General features: G+C 69.3%; 23 protein-coding genes. 10 read left to right on the plus strand and 13 right to left on the minus strand.

Going from position 1 to position 22,155, the window contains the following annotated elements; translation table 11 throughout:
* The 5 genes from ACIBP6_RS29185 to ACIBP6_RS29205 all read right to left on the minus strand — a co-directional run.
* Nucleotides 1-1,221: heavy metal translocating P-type ATPase (locus tag ACIBP6_RS29185; protein WP_397057098.1), on the minus strand; the 1,221-nt coding region annotated here is incomplete at its 3' end.
* A gap of 29 nt (nucleotides 1,222-1,250) precedes the next feature.
* Nucleotides 1,251-2,225, minus strand: a complete 975-nt coding sequence (locus tag ACIBP6_RS29190) for a hypothetical protein (protein WP_397057099.1) — start codon at nucleotides 2,223-2,225, stop codon at nucleotides 1,251-1,253.
* The gene (locus ACIBP6_RS29195; RefSeq protein WP_397057100.1) at nucleotides 2,222-2,434 is read right to left on the minus strand and encodes a heavy-metal-associated domain-containing protein; all 213 of its coding nucleotides are present in this window, start codon (nucleotides 2,432-2,434) and stop codon (nucleotides 2,222-2,224) included. Before ACIBP6_RS29195 ends, ACIBP6_RS29190 begins: the two co-directional genes overlap by 4 nt.
* A gap of 26 nt (nucleotides 2,435-2,460) precedes the next feature.
* Nucleotides 2,461-2,742, minus strand: a complete 282-nt coding sequence (locus ACIBP6_RS29200; protein ID WP_132611607.1) for a metal-sensitive transcriptional regulator — start codon at nucleotides 2,740-2,742, stop codon at nucleotides 2,461-2,463.
* Nucleotides 2,743-2,857: 115 nt separating this feature from the next.
* Nucleotides 2,858-3,334, minus strand: a complete 477-nt coding sequence (locus tag ACIBP6_RS29205; RefSeq protein ID WP_397057101.1) for a DUF305 domain-containing protein — start codon at nucleotides 3,332-3,334, stop codon at nucleotides 2,858-2,860.
* Between the two features lie 375 nt (nucleotides 3,335-3,709).
* Here ACIBP6_RS29205 and ACIBP6_RS29210 point away from each other — a divergent pair, with 375 nt between their 5' ends.
* Entirely contained in the window at nucleotides 3,710-5,140 is a 1,431-nt protein-coding gene (locus ACIBP6_RS29210) for an MFS transporter (protein WP_397057102.1), read from the plus strand.
* Between the two features lie 227 nt (nucleotides 5,141-5,367).
* Here ACIBP6_RS29210 and ACIBP6_RS29215 read toward each other — a convergent pair whose 3' ends face one another.
* From ACIBP6_RS29215 to ACIBP6_RS29225, 3 genes are all read right to left on the minus strand, one after another.
* Nucleotides 5,368-6,525 carry a CU044_5270 family protein gene (locus ACIBP6_RS29215; RefSeq protein ID WP_397057103.1) on the minus strand — a complete coding sequence of 386 codons (1,158 nt, stop codon included), beginning with the start codon at nucleotides 6,523-6,525 and terminating at the stop codon, nucleotides 5,368-5,370.
* A complete protein-coding gene (locus tag ACIBP6_RS29220) occupies nucleotides 6,522-7,088 on the minus strand; it encodes an RNA polymerase sigma factor (RefSeq protein WP_397057104.1) in 567 nt (188 codons plus the stop codon). The genes ACIBP6_RS29215 and ACIBP6_RS29220 overlap by 4 nt, the downstream gene beginning before the upstream one ends.
* Nucleotides 7,089-7,328: 240 nt before the next feature.
* Nucleotides 7,329-7,781, minus strand: a complete 453-nt coding sequence (locus tag ACIBP6_RS29225; RefSeq protein ID WP_397057105.1) for a MarR family winged helix-turn-helix transcriptional regulator — start codon at nucleotides 7,779-7,781, stop codon at nucleotides 7,329-7,331.
* 63 nt (nucleotides 7,782-7,844) lie between these two features.
* Here ACIBP6_RS29225 and ACIBP6_RS29230 point away from each other — a divergent pair, with 63 nt between their 5' ends.
* From ACIBP6_RS29230 to ACIBP6_RS29250, 5 genes are all read left to right on the plus strand, one after another.
* Nucleotides 7,845-8,213 (plus strand): VOC family protein, encoded by a 369-nt coding sequence (locus ACIBP6_RS29230; protein ID WP_397057106.1) that lies wholly within the window; start codon nucleotides 7,845-7,847, stop codon nucleotides 8,211-8,213.
* Nucleotides 8,214-8,615: 402 nt separating this feature from the next.
* Complete coding sequence (locus tag ACIBP6_RS29235) at nucleotides 8,616-10,046, plus strand: VMAP-C domain-containing protein (protein ID WP_397057931.1); 1,431 nt, start codon at nucleotides 8,616-8,618, stop codon at nucleotides 10,044-10,046.
* Between the two features lie 93 nt (nucleotides 10,047-10,139).
* The gene (locus ACIBP6_RS29240) at nucleotides 10,140-11,198 is read left to right on the plus strand and encodes an AAA family ATPase (protein WP_397057107.1); all 1,059 of its coding nucleotides are present in this window, start codon (nucleotides 10,140-10,142) and stop codon (nucleotides 11,196-11,198) included.
* On the plus strand, nucleotides 11,195-15,406 hold the full coding sequence (gene fxsT / locus ACIBP6_RS29245; RefSeq protein ID WP_397057932.1) for an FxSxx-COOH system tetratricopeptide repeat protein: 4,212 nt from the start codon (nucleotides 11,195-11,197) through the stop codon (nucleotides 15,404-15,406). Before ACIBP6_RS29240 ends, fxsT begins: the two co-directional genes overlap by 4 nt.
* Nucleotides 15,407-15,476: 70 nt before the next feature.
* On the plus strand, nucleotides 15,477-15,776 hold the full coding sequence (locus ACIBP6_RS29250; RefSeq protein WP_397057108.1) for a DUF397 domain-containing protein: 300 nt from the start codon (nucleotides 15,477-15,479) through the stop codon (nucleotides 15,774-15,776).
* Here the strand turns inward: ACIBP6_RS29250 and ACIBP6_RS29255 are convergent.
* Entirely contained in the window at nucleotides 15,714-15,905 is a 192-nt protein-coding gene (locus ACIBP6_RS29255; protein WP_397057109.1) for a DUF397 domain-containing protein, read from the minus strand. The genes ACIBP6_RS29250 and ACIBP6_RS29255 overlap by 63 nt on opposite strands.
* Before the next feature lie 134 nt (nucleotides 15,906-16,039).
* Here ACIBP6_RS29255 and ACIBP6_RS29260 point away from each other — a divergent pair, with 134 nt between their 5' ends.
* Nucleotides 16,040-16,270: a DUF397 domain-containing protein gene (locus ACIBP6_RS29260; RefSeq protein WP_397057110.1), complete on the plus strand. Its 231-nt coding sequence runs from the start codon at nucleotides 16,040-16,042 to the stop codon at nucleotides 16,268-16,270.
* On the opposite strand, the gene ACIBP6_RS29265 is transcribed toward ACIBP6_RS29260, so the two are convergent.
* Entirely contained in the window at nucleotides 16,258-17,331 is a 1,074-nt protein-coding gene (locus ACIBP6_RS29265) for an effector-associated domain 2-containing protein (protein WP_397057111.1), read from the minus strand. The two genes, ACIBP6_RS29260 and ACIBP6_RS29265, sit on opposite strands and share 13 nt — an antisense overlap.
* Nucleotides 17,332-17,417: 86 nt before the next feature.
* Here ACIBP6_RS29265 and ACIBP6_RS29270 point away from each other — a divergent pair, with 86 nt between their 5' ends.
* Both ACIBP6_RS29270 and ACIBP6_RS29275 read left to right on the plus strand, forming a co-directional pair.
* The gene (locus tag ACIBP6_RS29270) at nucleotides 17,418-18,059 is read left to right on the plus strand and encodes a hypothetical protein (protein ID WP_397057112.1); all 642 of its coding nucleotides are present in this window, start codon (nucleotides 17,418-17,420) and stop codon (nucleotides 18,057-18,059) included.
* A gap of 94 nt (nucleotides 18,060-18,153) precedes the next feature.
* Complete coding sequence (locus tag ACIBP6_RS29275) at nucleotides 18,154-18,984, plus strand: hypothetical protein (RefSeq protein WP_397057113.1); 831 nt, start codon at nucleotides 18,154-18,156, stop codon at nucleotides 18,982-18,984.
* A gap of 140 nt (nucleotides 18,985-19,124) precedes the next feature.
* Here the strand turns inward: ACIBP6_RS29275 and ACIBP6_RS29280 are convergent, their stop codons facing one another.
* A complete protein-coding gene (locus ACIBP6_RS29280; RefSeq protein WP_397057114.1) occupies nucleotides 19,125-20,309 on the minus strand; it encodes a zinc-dependent alcohol dehydrogenase in 1,185 nt (394 codons plus the stop codon).
* Nucleotides 20,306-20,731 carry a hypothetical protein gene (locus ACIBP6_RS29285; RefSeq protein ID WP_397057115.1) on the minus strand — a complete coding sequence of 142 codons (426 nt, stop codon included), beginning with the start codon at nucleotides 20,729-20,731 and terminating at the stop codon, nucleotides 20,306-20,308. The genes ACIBP6_RS29280 and ACIBP6_RS29285 overlap by 4 nt, the downstream gene beginning before the upstream one ends.
* Nucleotides 20,732-20,815: 84 nt before the next feature.
* Between ACIBP6_RS29285 and ACIBP6_RS29290 the strand changes: the two genes are divergently transcribed.
* The gene (locus ACIBP6_RS29290) at nucleotides 20,816-21,370 is read left to right on the plus strand and encodes a hypothetical protein (protein ID WP_397057116.1); all 555 of its coding nucleotides are present in this window, start codon (nucleotides 20,816-20,818) and stop codon (nucleotides 21,368-21,370) included.
* A gap of 4 nt (nucleotides 21,371-21,374) precedes the next feature.
* Here the strand turns inward: ACIBP6_RS29290 and ACIBP6_RS29295 are convergent, their stop codons facing one another.
* A complete protein-coding gene (locus ACIBP6_RS29295) occupies nucleotides 21,375-22,052 on the minus strand; it encodes a YqjF family protein (protein WP_397057117.1) in 678 nt (225 codons plus the stop codon).
* Nucleotides 22,053-22,155: the final 103 nt, after the last annotated feature.

Here is a 22,155-nt window from a genome sequence, read left to right on the forward strand (position 1 = left end):
GCCGGTGCCGACCAGCAGCGCCGTCGGCGTGGCCAGGCCGAGCGCGCACGGGCAGGCGATGATCAGCACCGCCACCGCCGCGGTGAACGCCGCCGCGACGCCGTTGCCGGTGCCGAGCCAGAAGCCCAGCGTGCCGACCGCCAGCACGATCACGATCGGGACGAAGACGCCGGAGATGCGATCGGCGAGGCGCTGTACGGCGGCCTTGCCGGTCTGCGCCTCCTCGACCAGCTTGGCCATCTGGGCGAGCTGCGTGTCGGCGCCGACGCGGGTGGCCTTGACGATCAGGCGGCCGCCAGCGTTCACCGTCGCCCCGGTCACCCCGTCGCCCGGCTTGACCTCGACGGGCACGGATTCGCCGGTCAGCATCGAGGCGTCCACCGCGGAGGAGCCATCGACGATCACGCCGTCGGTGGCGATCTTCTCGCCGGGCCGTACCACGAAGGTGTCGCCGACCTTCAGCTGCTCGGTGGGGACGCGGCGGCCGTCGGCCAGCTCCACGTCCTTGGCGCCCAGCTCCAGCAGGGCCCGCAGCGCCGCGCCGGCCCGCCGCTTGGAGCGGGCCTCGAAATAGCGCCCGGCCAGGATGAACGCCGTCACCCCGGCCGCGGCCTCCAGGTAGATGTTGCCGGAGCCGTCACTGCGCGCGATGGTGAACTCGAAGGGATGCGTCATCCCGGGTGTGCCGGCGGTGCCGAAGAACAGCGCCCACACCGACCAGCCGAGCGCCGCCAGCGTACCCATCGAGATGAGCGTGTCCATCGTCGCGGCGCCGTGCCGCAGGTTGGTCCACGCCGCCTTGTGGAACGGCCAGCCGGCGTACGCCACCACGGGCGCGGCCAGCACCAGCGACAGCCACTGCCAGTTGGTGAACTGCAACGGCGGGATCATCGCCATCGCGACCACCGGAACGCCCAGCACGACCGACGTGACCAGCCGCTGACGCAACGGCCGCAGCTCGTCCTCCGGCTCGTGCGCCGGCTCGGCCTTGGGCGGGGCGGGCAGCGCGGCGGTGTAGCCGACCTTCTCCACTTCCGCGATCAGCTGCCGCGGGTCGACGCCGTCGGGAAAGGTGACCTTCGCCTTCTCCGTCGCGTAGTTGACCGTCGCCGTCACGCCGTCGAGCTTGTTCAGCTTGCGCTCGATGCGGTTGGCGCAGGACGCGCAGGTCATGCCGCCGATCGTGAGTTCGACAGCCCTGCCTTCGGTTACGGAAGACATTCCACCTCTCCTTCCTCTGCGTCCTGCGATCAGTGCGTGTGGTCGTCGTCGTGGGAGGCGCCGGCGCTCGGCTCCGCCGTGGGCCTGGGCTGTCCGGCCCCGGCCCGGGCGGCGAAGTCCGCGGTACGGACCTTGCCGTCGTGCTGGAAGTCCAGGAACAGCCGGTAGTCGCCGGCGCTCGGCACCTCGGCGTAGAACACGATCTCCGGGCCCGCCGCCGTCTTGCCGTCGTCGGGCGTGCCGTCCGGGTGAACGTGCAGGTAGGCCAGGTCACCGGCCCGCAGAGCCACCAGATGTCCGTACGCCTCCAGGTACGGCTGCAGGTCCGTCACCGGCTTGCCGTCCTTGCTGACGCTCAGCGTGAGCTTGCTCGACCGGCCCGGCACCAGGTCGCCGTCCAGAGAGACCGTGTACCCGTCGACCTCCGCGGTCCGGCTGACCTCGGTCAAGGGCTTGGGCTCGTAGTCACCGGCGACGAGCAGGTCCGTGCCGAGGGTCAGGCCGCTCCCGCCCGCGGGGACGAAGTCCGCGAACGCCCGGTACGCGCCCGGCTCGTCCAGCGTCAGCTCCGTCGACCACACGCCATCGGCGGCCCGGGTCGGGTGCAGGTGCTGGAACGTCGCCAGATCCCGCGAGACCACGATGAAGTGCAGTTCCTTCTCGTGCTCGACCTCGTAGCCGGTCACCGGCTTGCCGTCGACGCCCGTCACGGTGAAACGGAAATCGGTCGGCTCGCCGGCCTTGATGGTGGTCAGGGGGTTGAGGGTGTAGCCCTTGTCGGACACTTGGAGCCCTCCGGGGGTATCGCCGGCGGCCTGTTGCGTGGTGCCGCCATGGTCGTCACCGTGGCCTTCCGCCGCTTGCTCGGCGGGGGCCATGGCGCTGTGGTCCTCCGCCGGTAACGGGGTGCCGGCCGGGCCGATCGCTCGCCCCGCGCCCAGGGCGCCACCGAAGACGACGGCCAGCCCCAGGGCGTAGACGCCAAGTCTGGTCGCGGTGTTCATGCCGGATTCACCACCTCGTAGCCGGCTTCCTCGACGGCCGCGACGATCTTCGCCGAGTCGACCGGGCTGTCGCTGCCGACGGTCAGCAGGCCGCCGGCCAGGTCGACCTCCACGGAGGTGACCCCCGCGACCTCGCCGACCTCCTCCTTGACCGAGCTCACGCAGTGTCCGCAGGTCATGCCCTTGACGGTGTAGGTGGCGGTAGCCATGTCCATCAACCCTTTCCATGTCTTCGTCAGGAACGAACGAGCCGCGCAATGGCCTCGGAAGCCTCTTTGATCTTGGCTTCCGCCTCGGGGCCGCCCTTGACGGTGGCTTCGGCGACGCAGTGCGCCAGGTGGTCCTCGAGCAGGGAGATGGCGACGGACTGCAGGGCGCTCGTGGCCGCCGACACCTGGGTGAGGACGTCGATGCAGTACTTGTCGTCCTCGACCATCCGCTGCAGCCCGCGCACCTGACCCTCGATCCGGCGCAACCGGCGCAGCTGGCCCTGCTTGTTGTGGCTGTACCCGACCATGGCCGCCTCCCTCGTTCTTCTTGAAATTACCATACCCCCCTATCGTATGCGCGCATCAAGGCTGGACAGCGTGCTCCCTGGGATCACGTGGCGGTGGCTCGGTGGCCGCCGGGCGTCAGCGAAGCCGTTCGAGCATCTTCCGCATCTGGTCCACCTGGTCCTGCTGGCCGGTCACCATCGTGCCGGCCAGCTGCTTGGCCCGCGGGTTCTCGCCTTGCCGCTGTTCGGTGCGAGCCATGGCGATCGCGCCTTCGTGATGCCTGATCATCAGGCGGAGGAATTCCTTGTCGAACGTGGTTCCCTCGGCCGCTGCCAGCCTGTTCATGTCGGCTTCGGACATCGCTCCTGGCATCCCGTGCTCCATCCCGGCGGTGGGCGCCGGTTTCCCCCACGCCTTCAGCCACTGCCGCATGGTCGCGATCTCCGGCTGCTGAGTGGCCTTGATCTCCGCCGCCAAGTCCTTGACCTGCGTGCTGGACGCCCGCGTCCCGGCCATCTCGGCCATCTCGACCGCCTGCCGATGGTGCACGCTCATCATCTGCGCGAACATCACGTCGGCATCGTTGAAGTCGGCGGTCGGCCTCGTCGTCACGGTCGTGGTGGCATTCGGCAGGACAGACACGTTCTGAGCCGCCGGGACGCCGCCACAGGCGACGAGGGCCAGCGCTCCCGCAACCAATGACGTTCCACGCGTGGCCGCTGATTTGCGGAACATTGCCGTCGAACCCCCGATATCGGCATCTCCACTTGCTCTGACCAGCGCATACCTTCCCCAGCGCGACCGGCATTACCGTGCCGGCATCCGCCCTGAAGCCGTTCGAGGACGCATCTGCTCACCTCAGCGGCGATCGCTGGGGGCCTTGGTGCCTGAGGGACACAGCGCTTGACACATACCCCCCGGGTGTATATATCTTCCGGGGACCACATACCCCCTGCGGGTATACCTCGTACGGTGTCTGGAGAGCTCATGTCCGAACCATCCCCCCGGCGTTGGACCGCACTGGCCCTGATCGCCACCGCCCAGTTCATCGTCATCATGGACACGTCGATCATCGGCGTAGCCCTCCCCCGCATACAGGAAGACCTCGGCTTCTCCCAGGAGAACCTGTCCTGGGTCTTCAACGCCTACGTCGTCGCCTTCGGCGGGCTGCTGCTCCTCGGCGGTCGGCTGTCCGACCTGTTCGGCGCCCGCAGGTTGTTCGGCGCCGGCTGGCTCATCCTGCTCACCGGGTCCCTGGTGGCCGGCGTCGCTCCCGAAGTGTGGGTCGAGCTCACCGGCCGCGCCGTGCAGGGCGTCGGCGCCGCCCTGATCGCGCCGTCCGCCCTCACCCTGCTCATGACGTTGTTCGGTCACGACCCCAAGGAGCTCACCAAGGCCCTGGCCCTGTACGGTGCGGCCGCCCCGGCAGGCGGCACCGCGGGTGTCTTCCTCGGCGGCGTCATCACCGAATACCTGAGCTGGCCGTGGGTCTTCTACATCAACATCCCCATCGCACTCGTCGCCCTGCTCGCCACCGGGCCGCTGATGCCCGCGGCCCAGGCCCGGCGCGGCTCCGTCGACGTGCTCGGCGCGCTCACCGTCACACTCGGCCTCGGCGCGACCGTCTACGCCATCGTCCGTGCGCCGGAGACCGGCTGGGGGTCCGCGCAGACCTGGATCGTGCTGGCCGGCGCCGTGGCGCTGCTCGCCGCCTTCGTCGCGATCCAGGCCCGCCGCCGCGAACCGCTCATGCGCCTGTCCATCTTCCGCACCCCCGGCCTCGCCGCCGCGAACCTCACCCAGCTGCTGCTCGGCGCGGCATGGATCCCGATGTGGTTCTTCCTCAACCTCTACCTGCAGCAGGTCCTCGGCTACAGCGCCTTTCCCAGCGGTGCCGCGCTGCTGCCCATGACCGTCCTCATCATGATCGGCATGGTCGTCCTGGCACCCAGGACCATCGGCCGGTTCGGCCCCAAGGCCGTGACGGTCACCGGGCTGGCCCTGCTCGCGGCGGGGATGGCTTGGCTGTCGCTCGTCAGCCCGCAGGGCGGCTTCGTCGTCGACGTCCTGCCGGCCAGCCTCGTCGCCGCGCTCGGCATGTCGCTGGCCTTCATCCCGTCCCTGGGCACCGCCATCTCCTCCGCCCGTCCCGAGGAGGGCGGCCTGGCCTCCGGCATCGTCAACACGAGCTACCAGGTCGGCTCCGCGCTCGGCCTCGCGGCGATGACCGCGGTAGCCGCCGCCAACGGTTCCGGACAACTCGGCAACCTGACGGCCCTGACCAGCGGCTTCTCCGCGGCGTTCATCGGAGCGTCCGGCATCGCCCTAGCCGGCGCGCTCCTCGCCGCCGCCACCCTGCGCCCGCGCGGGCCCGGACGCGACGAGCCCGCCGAAGAGGCCGCCTCCGTACGCGGGTGACACCACCTGTGCCCGCCGGCCGGCGGGCAGCCGCGCCCGGCCCCCACGCTGTGGGAGCCGGGCGCACCCGTATACGGCCCACACGAGCCGGCACGTCCTCGGTGCGCGTCGGCCGAACGCGCGTTCGGCCGACGCGGGCGAGGGCTACGCGCGGGAACTCGCCGACCTCTTCCTGACCGCGGCAACCGGCGAGGCTTCCCGGAGCGGATGACACTCCGTGGCGGACGTCACGGCCTGTCGTCCGTCCAGCCGGCTTCCAGCAGCACGGTGGAGCTCCAGACGGTGCCCGGCTCGAACCCCTCCTGCATGCCGCCCGGCTCCACGACCACGTACTCGTGGGCCAGGGCCTTGCCGGTCGCCTCATCGAAGATCAGCCGGTTCTCGGAGACCCCGCCCCGCTCGTAGCGCTCCTCGACCGAGACGGCCGTGCCCCGCCGCCCCTCGGCGTCGGTCACGTGCTGCGCGACCGTCACGTCGTCGAGGTCAGCCAGCATGCGGAACGCCGCGCCCCGCACCTCGGGCGTCACCGGCATGTCCATGATCAGACCCACGCTGACCTGGAACAACCACGCGTCCCTGGACATCTTCTCGCTCGTCGACTCGGTGCCGTGCCCCTCGTAGGAGGCCATCAGCCACTTCTTGAGCTTGCCAGGCTCGCCAGGGAGGTGGCGCAGCTCCTTCATCGTGACGTTCCGCCCAAGCCAGAACACCTTGTCGCCGTCCACGAGGGGGCTGCGGTCGGTCCTGGCCTTCCCCGAAGACGTGGACAGCGGGATCAGACCGTACTTGCCCTCGCCGCCCTTCCCCGGCACCTTGACCCGGATCTCGGACGGCGACCCGGCCTGCTCCCAGGACGTCCGGTCCGCCTCGGTGGCGGGCCGGGCGCCCAGCGACCGGCTGACGGACACCTGCTCGCCCCCGGTCGCGCTCGGCGTCCATCCCTCGTGGCGATCCTCGGCCATGACCTGGTAGCCGCCCTGCTCGGCGACGTACCGGCTGCGCCCCACGGTCACGGTGTGCCAGTGGTCGCCGCTCCCCTCGGCCTGGCGGCCGGCCTTCTCCGCCGCGGCCAGCAGCACGTCCCTGGCCGACAACCGTACGGCGGGCGCCTCGGTGGACGGCCGGCCGGTCACCACGTGCTGCGCCTTGTACGGTTCCGGGACCGTGCCGGTGCCCGACATCACCACCGCCGCGGTCACGGCCGCCGCCGCTGCCCCGGTCAGCCCCAGCCCCCACACCGGACGTACGGCACGCCGCCGCCGCTCAGCCGGTCGCCGAGGCTCCGACATGGCCCTGGCCAGCTCCGCCGCCCTGGTGCGCTCGTCCACCGGCCGGTCGCCGAGATGCGCGGGCTCGGCGGCCCGAAGTTCCTCGATGGGGTTCATGACCACTCCTCGCTGAGGTTCCGCACGGGGGACATGGACGGGAGGGCCGGCGCGTTCCCGGTTCTCCTCGGAGACGTGGACGGCTCGCTCCCCGCCTCCATGGCCTGCCTGAGCCGTTTGCGCGCCCGGTGCAACCGCACCCGGTACGCCGCCGACGAGCAGCCGATCACCCGCGCGGCCTCCTTGGGCGACAACCCGTGCCAGGCGACGAGGATGAGGATCTCCCGGTCGTCCTCGCCCAACGTGGCCAGCGCCCGCAGCACGCCCATGCGCTCGGTCACCTCGTCGGCCACGTCCCCCTCGGTCCAGGCCCGAAGCTCGGCGGCCAGCGCCTCCCTGCGGATCTCCGCGCGCACGTTGTCACGCAGCACGTTCCGCGCGACGCCGAGCAACCACGGCAACGCCGGCTCGGGCACGTCGTCCAGCCGCCTCCAGGCGATCGCGAACGTCTCGCTCACGACCTCGTCCGCGACCTGCCGCCCGGCGCGACTGACCACGTAGGCCCACACACGTTGCCGGCATTCGTCGTACATGCCGGTGAACCGGTACGCATCATCCGCCACCGCCCAGCCCCTTCGTTCGGGATGCGTTCTTCTGACACCGGGAAGTGGCCCGAACCCTCCCGTTGTTACCCGCGTCCCGCATCTTCGTCGGCCCTCCGAACACGCGCCCACGCCCTGCGCGGTGAACGCGCCGCCGATGAGCGGATCCGGGGTCCGTCAGTTTTCGAGGTCGCCCGCACGGGTTTTCACGCTCAGCCGCACTCCTGTCCGAGCGCGACGAGACGTGCGCCGGGGTACGGGCTATGCACCGTCGTTGCCGTCGCGCAGGGAGTGGATCATGCTCCGCAGGATCCGGAACGCGTCCGACTGCTCGGTCTCGGTCATGCCGGCCAGCATTCTGACCTCGACGGACCGGACCGCTACGGTCGCCTTCTCGAGGCTCCGTCGGCCGCGAGGCGTGAGCCGCGTGGGAAGAACCTTCCCGACGGGTGCCTCCGCAGGCCGGGTCACGTAGCCGTCTCGTTCCAGGGCCTGGAGCAGCACGTTCATCGTCTGCCGGGTCACGAACGCGCCCCGCGCGAGCTCGGAGTTCGACAAGCCCGGTCGTTGAGCCAGCAGCTCGAGACAGGAGTAGTGCGTCACGCTCATCCCGAGCGGCCGCAGCACCTCCTCCATGGCCGCACGGAGGGCGCTCGACGCCTCTTTCAGCAGGTAGCCCAGTGACGTCTCCAGGTCGACACCGTTTTGACTCATGTCAGCATTCTGACATAGATTGCCCTGTGTCAGAAAACTGACACGAAGAGGAGGACCATCATCATGCCCGCCACCGGCCCCGACTTCTTCTCGCTCCAAGCGCGCGACCTTGACGCTTCGCAGGCGTTCTACGAGCGGTACCTCGGCCTCGTCCGCTCGCGGACCGGCCCTCCGCACGCCGTCGTCTTCGAGACGAAGCCGATCGCGTTCGCACTCCGCGACATCGTTCCCGGCACCTATCTCGCATCCGCCGTCCAGCCCGGTATCGGTGCCGCGATCTGGCTCCACGCCACAGACGTCCAAGCCATTCACGATGCTCTGGTCGCCGACGGTCACACCATCGTCTCCGCACCGGTCGACGGCCCCTTCGGTCGGACATTCACCTTCGCCGACCCCGACGGCTACCAGATCACTCTCCACGATCGCGCCTGACAGGCCAAACGCCACCGGACGATCACCGACCCCCCGACCGGCGGCTTCAGCCCGCGACCACACCGTCGTGTGTGACGAGCCCGGGAACCACGCCGACTTCCAGTGGGACCGAGCACGAGCGCCGTGTGCGTGCTCTTCCTTCTCGGCTGACCCAGGAAGGCAGGATCCCTGGTTGAGTCATGGCTTCACCGCACGAGAACGCGTCACTTGTCGCACACCCGCAACCCATTTTTACGCCTGTCCTTTATACCGATCAGACGAGATGGCGCCATCGTATGCCGATATTTCGTACGAAGACCGTACTCGCGGGGTTTGCTTTTCGGCCGACTGGAAGAATGGCTTGGGTTTAGTAGAATCACCACCAATTTACGAGATGGCGTGGCGGTGGGGAGAAACGTGCAGATGCCCGTCGTTGGGGCCGTGGCCGACCTGTTGCTGCGAATGGGAATCGACCCGGAGGACCTGCTCGCCACGGTCAACGCCGACCTGCCGCTCGGGCTGAATGTACCGTACGCGAAATCGAACAGGGCACTTCTGATCCACGTGGTCCAGCGGACGCTCGCGGCGGACGACGGGGCGCGTGTCCTGCTGAAGTCGGTGCACTATTTGGTAGGCGCCGACACGCCGGAATTGGAGCATCTCAGAAGGCTCCTCGGGCCGGCGAAAGCGGTGATGGAGGAGGGCGCGGAAGGGGCGATCATCGAACTGCTCCGCTCCTGCGAGGTGGCTGAGCTGCGGACTCTCTATCACGTGGCGACCGAGGGCAAGGGCCGAGACTTCCCACCGCAGCTGGCCACGGCCTGGCAGATCTTCGACTTCCTCCTCGACTCCAACACCCGACCTGGAGCACTCCCGCCCTCTCTGACGTTCGTGATCCTGGTCTACCGGCAACTGGTCCACCAGGAGCCGGGGCAGGATCCCCGCGTGGCGCGCGGCCTGCACCGCTGGATCGAGGGGCAACGCGCACAGCTGCACCGAACCGGCGACGACGAGGCCGCGCACAAGCTGGAACAGCTTTTGAACGGCTCGCCCCCCTTCAAGAACCGGGCAGACCTGCCGGTCTGCCTCGTCATCGAGATCCGCCCGCTTCACGTGCCGGACGACGAGCGTGACCTGCACCAGGTCGACCACTGGCTGCAGACCGACCAGACCGGCTGGAACCCGGTGCACGGCGAAGAGGCCGAGGTCCCGTTCGACGAGCTCCCCGACTACGTGGCCGAGCTCATCGAACGGACGGAAACAGCCTGGGTCAGCACCTGGGGCGGGCCCATGCTCCTGGAGTTCCTGCTGCCCGAAGACCTGTTGGGTCTGGCCGTCGAGCACTGGCCCAGGCAGACGGGTGGCTACCTGCCGTCTCGGCCGCTGGGCGCGGACTACGAGGTGGTGCTGCGGAGCGACGACCGGCTGCGCCCCAAGAGCAAGCACCGGCGCTGGCACCGCCGCTGGCACCATCTCCTCCGCGGCGAGGGGCTCGCCCACCTGGTCCCGCTCGACTCGGTCGCCCCCGAGGCGACGCACGCCGAGCTCATGCGCCAGGAGCAGCTGGCCGCCTGCGTACTTTCGGCTCCCCCTATCCACCCAAAAGGACGCGCCGAATTGGAGGCAGCGATCGACGCGGGCCTGCCCGCTGTCCTCTGGTGTAGGGATATGGGGCGAAATGCCGATTTTCGAGTTGCGGCAGCCCACGACCTCCACCCGCATGCGCTCAAGAAGCTGCCAACTCGCATCAAGGAGTTGCGAGGCGAGGTGGATACATGTTGTCATGCCGCGTTATTGTGGGACGACCCTGACCGCCCGATGCCCAGCGCATCACGACTGCGGTCGCCTGCCTAGGCAATCAGGCTTGCATCAACGGCGAGGTAAGGGGATCCTTTGTAGCAAGCCGATTAATTGCCGGCCGTACGTCCAAGTGAGGAAGCTCCACTTATGAGCGTGGAAATGCCACATGGGGACGATGGGCTCGTGACAATCCCTCGGGGTTGGCACCTCTACCAGGGCACCGGTCGTCCACGCACCGGCCTTCCCCTCCAGCAGGTGTTTCCTCCTCCACCCCCATGGCGCGCCTTCGACGGCGGCCCGCCTCTGCCGCCTCCTCAGCAAGACCCGGCAGCACTCGAACGCAGACTCGGTCACAGCGGATTCGTCGCCCGCTCCACACCGGAGCCAAGCGAGCTCATCGCTGTCAACGCGGCCCTGTGCCTGCGGCGCCCGCTGCTGGTGACCGGACCGCCCGGGGTCGGCAAGTCGACCCTCGCCTACGCCGTGGCCCGTGAGCTCGGGCTCGGCCCGGTGCTCCACTGGCCCATCAACAGCCGCAGCACGCTGCAGTCCGGTCTGTACGAGTACGACGCCATCGCCCGCGTCCAGGACGCGCGGCTTGAGGGCGGGCAACCGGGGATCGGCGACTACGTGCAGCTCGGGGCGCTCGGAACCGCCCTGCTGCCGTACGAACTCCCCCGCGTCCTGTTGATCGACGAGTTCGACAAGGGCGACCTTGACCTCGCCAACGACCTGCTCGACGTGTTCGAGGAGGGTGGTTTCCAGATTCGCGAGCTTTTCCGCGCCCGTGCCCGCGAAGAAGAGGTCGTGGTGCACACGGCCGACGCGGAAGGCACCGCCTCCATACGGCACGGCCGGGTGCAGTGCCGCGCTTTTCCCTTCATCGTCATCACCAGCAATGGCGAACGCGAGTTTCCGCGGGCATTTCTCCGCAGGTGCGTTCAGTTGCAGATGCACGAGCCCAGCAGGGAACGACTCGCCGATCTCATGACGGCGCATTTCGCCGACCAGGCCGAGCCCTACAAGGACCAGTTGATCCGTACCTTTCTGGAATACCGCGACCGCCATCCGGTGGCCGCGGACCAACTGCTCAACGCACTCCACCTCGTCATCCACGGTCAGGAAGACGTCCAGCGGGACGACAACCAGTGGAAGCAGGTGCTCGATGTGGTGCTGCGGCGGCTCGACGCGGCGGGCACGGGGTGAGCGCGCCGCCAAATCCACCGCTGTTCGGCAAGCATGCGCCGACGTGGCAGGAGCCTGCCGACTTGTTGTGGCTCGCCGCGCTGGTTTCCGCTCACGCCATGGAGGAGGAGCCTCCGGCGCCCACGCGGCTCCCGCCCCCGACGCCGGAAGCCGGGCGACCGCCGGAGACAGTCGCGGACACGTCCGCCGAGGCGCCTCCCGAGACCGGGACGAGCCTCCCAGAGCCTGATCTGGCCGCCGCCGGGAGCTCGTACGCTCCCGAGAGCACACCGGACGAGCCGAGCGCGCCCGTTCCGGAGAGCACGCCCGGCAAGGCGCGGCGGCTCGACGCCGGCCCTCGCCGGCGAGAGCTGCCCAAGGCCATGCGTGCCTTCCGCAGTTTCGTGGACTCCTCCCACGGCAGGTCGGAGCTGGACGAGGAGGCCACGGCGCATCAGGCCGCATGCGACGACCTGTGGTTGCCCGTGCTGAGACCACCCCGTGAGCGCCGGCTGAGCCTCGACATAGTGATCGATGACAGCCGCTTCGCGCTGCTGTACCGGAAGACGGCGGAAGCGTTCGCCGCCGCGTTCGCGGACGTGGGCGCCTTCCGCCTCATCCGGCGGCATTTCCTCGACACCGACCACACCGACATCGAGAAGTTGCGGCTGACGGCCGGGCCGCACGACTCCGGCATGCCCGCCGTGGCGCTGGCGTTTCCGGGACATACCGGTAGACGACTGATCGTCGTCCTGACCGACGGCGTGGGCGACGCCTGGCACACCGGCGCCGCTCATCGTCTGCTGGCGCTCTGGGGGCGCCACAACGCGGTGTGCGTGGTGCATCTGCTCCCGGCACGGCTGTGGTGGCGTACGGGGATCTCGCCCGTCAAGGCCGAGCTCCAGACGTCCGGAGTGGCGGTGCCGAACGCCCGATACCGCGCCCTCCCGGCCGGCGCCGGCGGCACGGTGCCGGCGCCCGTCATCGGGCCGGTTCACCGCCAAGTCGCTTCGTGGGCCGAGTTCGTGATGGGCGGGCTCGCCCAATGGCGCGCCGCGGTCGTTTCCTGCTCGCCGGACGAGCCGACGCGGACGGAGCCGGAACCGGAGAAGGACCTGCCGGCCGACGAGCGCGTACGCCGGTTCAGAGTGCGCGCCTCGTCAAGGGCTTTCGAGCTGGCTGTCCACCTGGCGGCGGCGCCGCTCATGCTGTCGATGATGCGGCGGATCCAGGGCCGCCTGGTTCACGACGCCACCCCGGCGGACCTCGCCGAGGTGCTGGGCAGCGATCTGATCCGGCGGCGGGCGGACGCCTCGGAGGGCTTGCTCGACATCCCGTACGACTTCCTCGAAGGCGTGCGGGAGGAGCTCCTGCAGGCGGGCCGCCGGTCGGACACGGCCGAGGTCCTGATCACCGTCGCGGATCACCTGGAAAGCGAGGTCAGCGAATTACGCGTCCTGCGCGAGGTGATCACTTCGCCCTCCAGCGTCCAGGTGCCGGACCTGCCGGCCGGCCTCGAACCGGTGGTGCGTCCGGCCGTTTCGGCGCTCGAGGCGATGGCGGGGCCGTACACCTCGCCGGCCCGCACGCTGAAGGCGGCGATCCACCGAGCCGGGACCCGCCGCCTCACATCGTCCCAGGAATCGGACGAGGTGCAGCCCGTATACCGCTATGTCGTCAAAGAACCGCAGGCGAACGATCCATTTGGAGTGACCATCAATATGAGCACCTTGCCGGCTGCGCCTCCCCGACACGCCAACCAGCCACCGCCGGTCTGGAACGTCCCCCAGAAGAATCCCAATTTCACCGGCCGAGATGACGTGCTCACGCGCCTGCACGAGCGTCTGTCCGCGGGGACCACCGCCGTGCTGCCGGAAGCCCTGCACGGTCTCGGTGGCGTCGGAAAATCACAGATCGCCATTGAATATTGCTATCGGCATCAACACGACTACGACTTGATCTGGTGGATTCCCGCTGAGCGGCTGACCATGGTCAAGCAGGCCTTCGTGGATTTGGCGGTCCACCTCGATCTGAACGTCACCGAGCCCAACGTGGCGGTGCCCGCCGTACGGGAGGCGCTGCGGCTGGGGCGCCCCTACAGCAACTGGCTCCTGGTCTTCGACAACGCCGAGGACGTGGACGAGGTCAGGAAGTACTTCCCGCCGAACGGACCGGGGAAGGTCATGGTGACCTCCCGTTCACGAGCCTGGTTCGCTCACGCGGCTCCCCTGGAGGTGGACGTGTTCACCCGGGAGGAGAGCCGGAAGCTGCTGCGGTTGCGCGGACCCGAGCTGACCGACGCGGACGCGAACGCGATCGCCGACCGGCTGGGGGACCTGCCCCTGGCCATCGAGCAGGCCGCCGTGTGGCTGGCGGAGACGGGCATGCCGGTGTCGGAGTACCTGCAGCTCTTCGACGCCCAGCGCAACGAACTGCTGCACGTGGAGGGCGCCGAGGTACCGGTGGCCGCCGCCTGGAACGTCTCGTTCACGCGTCTGCGGGAGAGCCACCCGGCCGCGCTGCAACTGCTCCAGGTCTGTGCCTTCCTGGCCCCCGAGCCGATTCCGCGGTCGTTGCTCACCAGCAGCCGCGACCTCGAAGGGCCGGCGGAGCTCCTCGAAGCGCTCCGCGACCCCATCGCCGTGGCCCGCGCCATGCGGGCCATCCACCAGTACGCGCTGGCGAAGATCAACTACCGCGACAACACGATATCCCTGCACCGACTGGTCCAGCGCGTGGTGACCAGCCAGCTGTCGGAGGAGGACGCGGCTCTCCTGCGGCACTGCGGCCACCTGCTGCTGGCCAACGCCGATCCCCAGCAACCGGGCGACCGCGCGAGATGGCCCGAGTACCAAGGGCTGTTCCCGCACGTACTGGCCTCCGGGCTGGAGGACTGCCCCGACCCATGGGCCCGCCAGCTGCTGCTCAACCTCATCGACTACCTGTTCATGTGGGGCGACAACGACGGGTTCCTCGCGCTCGCGCGCCGGGCGGTGGACACCTGGACCAACAGCCTCGGCGCGGAGCACGACTCGACGCTCGCGGCCGAGCTCCGGCTGGGCCGGGCGCTGCGCATCCGGGCCGAGTTCCAGGCGGCCTACCAGCACCATGTGCACGCGCGCGACGCACTGCTCAACCGTCTCGGCGCCGAACACGAGCGCACGCTCGAAGCTCAGGGTTTCCTGGGCGCCGACCTGCGCTATCTGGGCCGGTTCAAGGAGGCGCTGGAGATCGACCGCGTGGCCTACGAGGCCCTGCGCCGTCGTTTCGGCCCCGACGACCCACTGACGCTGGAGCAGGCTCACCTCCTGGCCATCGACTACCGGCTCACCGGCGACCCATGGAGGGCCAGGGAGCTGGACGAGGAGACCTTGCGCCGCAAGGAGGACGTGCTGGGAATCGATGCGCTCACCACGCTCAGCTCCCGCGCCGCCCTGGCGATCGACGAGATGGAGTGCGGGCAGTACCGGAAGGCACTCGAGCTGCAGAAGGTCCACGCCAGCGAGCTGCGCAAGCGCTACCACAACTCCCATCCGGCCACCATGGAGAGCATCGCGCTGCTCTCGGTGATGAACCGCAAGGCCGGCTACCACGAGGAGGCGTTGAAGCTGTCGGAAGAGGCGATGTCGCTCTTCCGCGCCCGCTACGGCGACAAGGACCAGAGCACGGTCGCCGTCTCGCTGAATCACGCCATCAACCTGCGCCATGTGACCCAACTCGCTGACTCGGTCGAGCTGGGCATGCAGGCCAGACGGCTCTACGACGAGATCTTCGGCCCCCATCACCCGAACACGCCGACCGCCGACGTCAACGTCGCCGTCAGCCTGCGGCTCATCGGACGGCTGGAGGAAGCGTACGAGCTGGACCGGACGGCCCTGGAGGCGCTGACGGACGTGCTGGGGCCCGATCACCCGCGGTCACTGGTGTGCGCGATCAATCTCGCCAGCGACCTCTTCGCTCTGGGGCGGTACGACGAAGCGCTGGAGCGGGACATGGAGTCGCGCGAGCGGATGGGACGCGTGCTTCGCGAGGACCACCCGAACGCTCTTACGTGCGCGCTCAACCTCAGCCTCGACCTTCGCGCGGTGGGCAGAACGCAGGAGGCCGACGAACTGCTCGTGCCGACTCTCGCGGGTTACCGCCGAGTCTTCGGCGAAGAGCACCCGGGCCTCCTCGCCGCGACCAGGGGCGATCGCGCGAACTGCGACATATATCCCATCAACCTGTAAACAAAGCCAGTAGGACAACGAAGTCGTACGGTTGCCAGCTATTTCCACAGCGGAGTTGGAGTACTGCGACGTGACCAATAGTGCGGGGTCCCTCTGGCGTAAAAGTTCGTGGAGCGACAATCAAGGCGGTTGCGTGACCGTGGCGAACCTCGGATCACATTGCGCGGTCAAGGATTCCAAGGACCTCGACGGAGAGGGTTTCGTGGTGTCCAAAGAGGCGTGGCGGGCATTCGTGGCGGCCGTCAAGCGGGGAGAGTTCGAGAGCTCGGCGGGACGTGCGGCACACTGCCGACACGTCCCACCCCTTTTACACCGATCGGCTCTTGATGGCGTTCAGGAACGCCGACCAGGAATCAGGCGTGAAGGTTAGGTGCGGGCCCGAGGGATTCTTCGAATCCCGAACCCCGACCTCACCGCCCATCCAGGCGACCTCGACACACGTGCCTACGGACTGCTCGGTGCTGTAGCTGCTCTTGCGCCAGACCGGCGACGTGGACATGACGGCTCCTCTCGTTTGACAGCGGAGAGTGATGACCCGTTTACTCTACTGGCGCGACCCTTCGCTTCCGCAGCGGCATGGCCGATTACCCAATTACCTGTGTACAGCTCCGTTTTTCGCCATAAACTAGGTATATGGTGCATATCAAGCCAAAAGCGACAGAGCTGGACCTATCATCAGTTGTCTGGATGCGCGGCACGAGTGATCGCCCCATCGGGGATCCGGTGGAAATAGCGTTCGTCGGAGAAAACATCCTCATGCGCAACGGAGGAGCTGATGACAGCGCCGTCCTGGTCTTCACCCAGGCGGAATGGGACGCGTTCGTCGCCGGCGCGGTCGACGGCGAGTTCGACTACGAAGCCTGATCATCGAATCTTTTGACGAGCCCGACGAGGTCACGTACCGGACCCGAATCGCCCTCCATGCGCCGCAGGACCTCCAGCAGCCGTTCCAGGCCGCCCGGATACCTGCGACATACGTCAGCGATGCTGAGGACCGCCGGGCCGGTTCGCGCGTCGCGCTTCACCCGTGCGGCGATCGCCGGACCGAGAAACTGCAACACGTCGTCGCGGTCGGAAGGCGTCTGAAGGGACGGCACCTGTTCCATCGCCTTGGCGATGTCGAGAACGGTGAGCGAAGCCGGCGCGCGGCGGGCGGGCTCCAGCCGTTCGAGCAGCGCCCGCAGGTAGGCGGCCGCTGCCAGCGCGGCCGCCGGCTGCCACAGGTCGGACTTCGCGGCATCCCCGTAGTCGCTGACACCTCGTATGACGAGGCAGCCGGTCTCGCTCAGTGCCGCGCTCTGCGCCGTGCCCGCGCCCTCCATCTCGATCGCCAGCAGGCCGCTCTCCCCGGCGATCTCGTCACGCCGGGAGGCGCGGCGCAGCAGTTCGTCCCCGCTGCCGATCTTCCCGTAGAACACCCGCGGCCTGTCCTCCGGCTCCGGGCGCTGATAGAGGGCGGACGGCAGGCTGACGGCATCGGCCCAGTGCGGCTCTCCGCGCAGGCTCGCGGAGCGCATGCCGATGACCGCCCGCAGCAGCAGCGGGGACGCGGGCAGGGTGTTACCGCGCAGCGTGCTGCCGTCCTCGGTCACCCGCCGGTGGCTGTAGTGGACCACGCCCTCGGTGGCCACCACGACGTCGCCGAGCCGGACATCCCGCTCGGCGTCGTCCGGACGTGGCACGCCGAGCGCTATTCCGCACATCACCAGAGCGCGTACTTCCCGGAAACTCCGCGTCAAGTGAGCGGCCGCGACGGCAGCGGGAATATTGCTGGTGACGGTCAGACAGGTGGTCACCACGCCGCCGCCCAGATCTCCGACGGCGTACTCATGGGGATCCCCGGGCGGGGAAACTCGCCGTAGGGGGCCCAGCGCATGTTGTACGGCAACGGATTCCACCGGCAGCGCAGTGATGACGCCTATCATGGTGCACTCCAAGCAGAACGTCGGGTTTTCCACTTTAGACCGCCCCCACCTCGCGGCACACGCCATCTCGGGCGAAGGGACCCCTGGTGCAGGAACTCGTCATCGGTATCGTCAGCTCGCTTATCGCCACGGTACTGACGGTCATGGCCGCACGATTCGGCGTACGGTGGCCGAGAAAGTGGGTGCTGCGGCTGTTATCGCGGATATCAGGGCTGGGAATCACCCGCGCCTATGACAAACAGTCGGACGCCAACGCCGCTCTCGACGCCGATCTGCGCGCGGCTCACTGGATAAAGGTGCTCGCCGGCCGGGGCAACGAGCTGACCCGCGACAGCTTCCATGACGTGTGGCGGCAGGGGCACACGCGGCTGCAGTCGGTGCAGGTCCTGCTCCCCGACCCCATGGACCCCGGCGGCTGGCTGCGCAGGCGCGAGGAGGAGGTCCGGCACATCGACCCGGGCTTCGAGCGCGGCCTGCTGGCCGAGCAGGTATCGACGAACATCAACTACCTCTCGTCCGTGGTGGCCGCCAATCCTTCGGTCGAACTTCGCCTCTTCGACGCGCCGCACACCTGCCGGCTCGTCATCACCGACCACCTCCTCTATTTCACCCCTTACCTGTCCGGCAGACACGGCCGCAACTCGCCCTGTTTTGTCTTTCGGAACGACAGCGTGATGTACGACCATTTACTGCGGTTTTTTGAGACGTTATGGCGGGCGGAGAAATAGGCGATGACCCGCTGGGTCTGGCTTGTCGCGGCAAGGCCGGCCCTTCCATGAGCCGGATCCCTCATGAGTGAGATCGACGCCGCGGATCTCTTCCATGACGACCCCATGGCACAGCCGCCCCATGCCGGACCGCCACCCCGTCATCGCCGTGGGCTCCAACGCCTCGCCGAGCCAGATGCGGCGCAAGTTCGTCGGCCACGCGATCCGGCCGGTCGTGCCCATGACGCTCGCGGACGTGGCGGGCGTCGCGCCGGGCGTCTCCGCACACGTCAGCCGGTGGGGCTACGTGCCGGCGGCCCCGGTGCAGGCACCCGGCCAGGTCGCGCGGCTCTTCGTGTTGTGGCTCGACGAACGCGAGCTGGCGACGCTGGACGTCACCGAACCGAACTACCGGCGCCGCCGCCTGCCCGCCGCGCGCCACCCCGCGACCCTGGAGTCGGGAGCACGGCTCCCACCGTGCTTCGTCTACGTGGGAAGGCACGGCTGCCTCGTGGACCGAACAGGCCGCGCACGACGCCTCACCGACCAGCACACGCTCATCCAGGCCCTGCTGGACGAATCCGCCGAGCTCCGCCGGCTGTGCGGGAGCACGCCCGGGGAGTTCGTCTCGTCCGTACGTGACGAGGCGACCCGTGACACGGTCCGCCGGCTCTTCCCGGCCGAAGGACGCGTGCAGTCACAGCCCGGACTGACGGACCTGCCGTCGGCCTGGCGCGCGCTGCGGAAGGAGGAGCGTGCGCGGGTCACGCGGAGGGGCGTGGGTTGGTCCTGGTCCAGCGGCGGCTCCAGCCGCGGTGGGAGCGGCGGCCTGAGGCGGCGACGCATCTGCGGCACACCTCGCCGACCTCCTCGGCCGCGCCGCCCGACTCCGGGAACACCTCCGGCCAGGGCACATGGTGGAACCGGAGCAGGCCGGCGCGGCTGAGCGCCAGGCCGCACAGGGTCTGGTTCGTGCCTGGGTACCAGGCGTGGGCCTCGCCGGAGGGCATCCGCACGCCATGCTCGTCGCGCCGTTGGCCGGAGGCCGCGACGGAGGGCTCGGCTCGTGCCGGCATGGGCGTCCTCCTATCGTGCGGGAGAGGCCACGGGGTGGAAGACGGCGCGGACGCAGCCGTCCCGCTTGTGCTTGAACAGGTCGTAGCCCTTCGGGCCCTCGTCCAGGCTCATGGGATGGGTGAGGAGGGGTGAGGCGTCGATCTCGCCCTTGCTCATCCGGTCGAGGATCATCGGGATGTAGCGGTGGCCGTGCTGCTGGCCGCTGCGCAGGGTCAGGCCCTTGTTCATGAGCGCGCCCATCGGGAACTTGTCGACCAGGCCGAGGTAGACCCCGAGGACGGAGACGGTGCCGCCCTTGCGGCAGGCCTGGATGGCCTGGCGCAGCGGCAGCCCGCGGTCGGTCTGCAGGCGTACGGACTGTTTGGCGCGGTCGTAGGCGTACTGGGCGCCGGTGCCGTGGCTCTCCATGCCGACCGCCTCGATGCAGACGTCCGGCCCGCGCCCGCCCGTCAGCTCCTTGAGCGCGTCCAGTACGTCGGTGTGTTCGTAGTCGAGCGGGTCGGCGCCGAAGGCGGCGGCCATGTCCAGGCGTTCGGGGAAACGGTCGATGGCGATCACGCGGTCGGCGCCCATGCGCAGGGACGCCAGGGCGGCCATCTGGCCGACGCCGCCGCATCCCCACACGGCCACCACGTCGCCCGGCCCGACCTGGCCGAGGTCGGCGCCCATCCAGCCGGTGGGTACGGCGTCGGAGGCGAACACCGCGCCGGCGTCGGGGACGTTCTCCGGCACGGGGAAGGCGTTGAAGTCGGCGTACGGGATCCGGATGTATTCGGCGTGGCTGCCGGCGAAGCCGCCCATGGCGTGTGAGTAGCCGAAGATGCCGGCGGAGGCGTGGCCGTTCAGTTTCTCCTGGAAGCCGGGGTTGGGATTGGTGTTGTCGCACAACGACCACAGGCCCTGCCGGCAGTAGTGGCAGCGGCCGCATCCGATGATCGAGCAAACCGTGACGCGTTCGCCGACCCGCCGTTCGCGTACGTCCTGGCCGACCTCGACGACCTCGCCGACGAACTTGTGACCGAGCACGTCGCCGGCCAGCATCGCGGGCACGTAGCCGTCCAGCAGGTGCAGGTCGGAGCCGCAGACCGAGCTGGCGGTGACCTTGACCAGGGCGTCCTGGCGGTTGAGCAGCCGCGGCTCGGGGACGTCCTCGACCGAGACCTCGTTCACGCCGGTCCAGCACAGCGCTCTCATCGCGGCCCTCTCCTGGTCAGCTGCCGGAACATCGGCCGGGCCACGCCGCCGAGGGCCGTACGGCGTCCTTCCGGCTGTCCTTCCACCACGAGCACCTCGCCGGTCTCCAGCAGCTGCTTGAGCGCCCGTACCTCTTCCCTGGTGCGGCCGTCGGCGGCGCGGACCGCGATCTCGCTGCCCCGCCCGCCCGGAGCCCGGATGACGCGTACCTCGTGCCGTTCGGCCAGGCGCGCCAGCGCGTCCGGCCGGGACGGCCCTGACAGCTCCGACGGGTCCGCTTGGACGGTGACGGCGAACCAGGTGGTCCGCGCGGGCCGCGACGCACGCATCAGCCGGGCCGCGACCGCGGCCGCTCCCGTCGCGGCGGCCGCCAGCAGGAGCAGGCGCGGGCGTGGACGCAACCTCGTCGATGCGGCTCTCATGCCCCGCGGCTGCCCCTCATCGCCGGAAGCAAACCGCGGGCGCGCATCCGTCGGTGACCTGTGGGTACGGGGAGCGGACCCGGGATGACGAAGGGGGCGGCGCTCATGATGAGGGGTGTGCTGCGCGAAGGGATGATCGCCGGTACGGCGGGCGCGGTCGCGATGACGCTGGCGGAGAAGGCCGAGCAACGGCTGACCGGCCGGCCGGACTCGTACGTCCCGGCGCGGGTGCTGGAGCGGCTGACCGGCATGAAGGAGCATCACGGGGTGGCGTCGCAGGTGGTGAACCTCGGCATGCACGTCGGACAGGGCGCCCTGGTGGGGGTGCTGCGGTCGGTCATGGCGCACGCGGGGCTGCGGGGTGGATGGTCGTCGCTGATGTTCACCGTGGTGCGGCTGACGAACGACCAGATCGTGGAGAACGCCACCGGCGTCGGCGCCCCGCCCCAGACCTGGCCGAGGCGGGAGCTGGCGGTGGACGTGCTGCACAAGGCCGTCTACGGCCTGGTGACCGGCGCCGTCGCGGACATCCTCGCCTCGCGCGGCGGGCCCGGACCCGGTCAGCGGCACGCGGCGAAGGAGCCCGGCCGCCGTTCCGGCGTCGGCCCGGTGCCTCGGGAGAAGGCGTTCAGTCGTTGACGGGTCACCAGGCCCACATCCCGACGCGGACCGGCACCCCCGGAGAGGCGTGGACCACGGCGCGGCCCTCGGGCGCGGGCAGGCATGCGGCCTGGACGAGGTCCTGCTCCAGGGTGATCAGGCGGGCGTGGTGCAGCGGCCAGTCGGGGTGTTCGACCTGTGCGGAGGCCGGCCGGCCCGCCACGAGGGTGAACAGGCGGTAGCGGGCCGTCAGGAAATGCGCGAGTTCGTCGCGCTCGCTTTCCGCCAGCGCTTCGCCCCTTTCGACATCCGCGTCGCATCGGGCGCCGCCGGGGCCCGGCAGGCGTCGGCGGCAGCGGTATCGGAGGTTTCCGTCTCCGGCCTCCACCGACATGTCCGACCAGAAGTAGGGCAGCCGGTAGCCGGTCCGGCCGCCGACCGCGGCGGGCAGGAGTCCCGCGTCCAAGGAGAAGAACCAGATCCCGCCGCGGCCGCGCTCGTCTCGTACGTACGTCCGCAGGTTGGTCTCCGGGAATCTCGACAACCACGGCAGCGCCGGGAGGCCCGGGGGTCGTACCCCCTCCATGAGGAAGGGGGTGAGGCCGACCCATGCCGTCCCGTCGAAGGTCTCGACGGTGAGCCCGTCCGGCACCAGGGCCTGTACGCGCGCGGCCGGGTAACGCCAGTGGATGAAGGTGATGTCCGACCAGTGGTGGTGCATCACCGGCAGGCTGACGCGGGGCGATGGTGGAGCGCGCACGGTGTAGCACTGCCCCTGAGCCGTACCGGCATTCGCGACGTGCGATGCGGCTCGCCTGGGGTAT

It is taken from the genome of Nonomuraea terrae (genome assembly GCF_044465245.1).
Taxonomy (GTDB): Bacteria; Actinomycetota; Actinomycetes; order Streptosporangiales; family Streptosporangiaceae; genus Nonomuraea; species Nonomuraea terrae.

Excerpts from the sequence above, each read along its gene's own strand:
- ACIBP6_RS29190 (WP_397057099.1), bottom strand. The coding sequence starts at position 2,225 with ATGAACACCGCGACCAGACTTGGCGTCTACGCCCTGGGGCTGGCCGTC.
- ACIBP6_RS29195 (WP_397057100.1), bottom strand. The coding sequence starts at position 2,434 with ATGGCTACCGCCACCTACACCGTCAAGGGCATGACCTGCGGACACTGC.
- ACIBP6_RS29200 (WP_132611607.1), bottom strand. The coding sequence starts at position 2,742 with ATGGTCGGGTACAGCCACAACAAGCAGGGCCAGCTGCGCCGGTTGCGC.
- ACIBP6_RS29210 (WP_397057102.1), top strand. The coding sequence starts at position 3,710 with ATGTCCGAACCATCCCCCCGGCGTTGGACCGCACTGGCCCTGATCGCC.
- ACIBP6_RS29215 (WP_397057103.1), bottom strand. The coding sequence starts at position 6,525 with ATGAACCCCATCGAGGAACTTCGGGCCGCCGAGCCCGCGCATCTCGGC.
- ACIBP6_RS29225 (WP_397057105.1), bottom strand. The coding sequence starts at position 7,781 with ATGAGTCAAAACGGTGTCGACCTGGAGACGTCACTGGGCTACCTGCTG.
- ACIBP6_RS29230 (WP_397057106.1), top strand. The coding sequence starts at position 7,845 with ATGCCCGCCACCGGCCCCGACTTCTTCTCGCTCCAAGCGCGCGACCTT.
- ACIBP6_RS29235 (WP_397057931.1), top strand. The coding sequence starts at position 8,616 with ATGCCCGTCGTTGGGGCCGTGGCCGACCTGTTGCTGCGAATGGGAATC.
- ACIBP6_RS29240 (WP_397057107.1), top strand. The coding sequence starts at position 10,140 with ATGAGCGTGGAAATGCCACATGGGGACGATGGGCTCGTGACAATCCCT.
- ACIBP6_RS29255 (WP_397057109.1), bottom strand. The coding sequence starts at position 15,905 with ATGTCCACGTCGCCGGTCTGGCGCAAGAGCAGCTACAGCACCGAGCAG.
- ACIBP6_RS29260 (WP_397057110.1), top strand. The coding sequence starts at position 16,040 with ATGGTGCATATCAAGCCAAAAGCGACAGAGCTGGACCTATCATCAGTT.
- ACIBP6_RS29265 (WP_397057111.1), bottom strand. The coding sequence starts at position 17,331 with ATGATAGGCGTCATCACTGCGCTGCCGGTGGAATCCGTTGCCGTACAA.
- ACIBP6_RS29275 (WP_397057113.1), top strand. The coding sequence starts at position 18,154 with ATGACGACCCCATGGCACAGCCGCCCCATGCCGGACCGCCACCCCGTC.
- ACIBP6_RS29280 (WP_397057114.1), bottom strand. The coding sequence starts at position 20,309 with ATGAGAGCGCTGTGCTGGACCGGCGTGAACGAGGTCTCGGTCGAGGAC.
- ACIBP6_RS29285 (WP_397057115.1), bottom strand. The coding sequence starts at position 20,731 with ATGAGAGCCGCATCGACGAGGTTGCGTCCACGCCCGCGCCTGCTCCTG.
- ACIBP6_RS29290 (WP_397057116.1), top strand. The coding sequence starts at position 20,816 with ATGACGAAGGGGGCGGCGCTCATGATGAGGGGTGTGCTGCGCGAAGGG.
- ACIBP6_RS29295 (WP_397057117.1), bottom strand. The coding sequence starts at position 22,052 with ATGCACCACCACTGGTCGGACATCACCTTCATCCACTGGCGTTACCCG.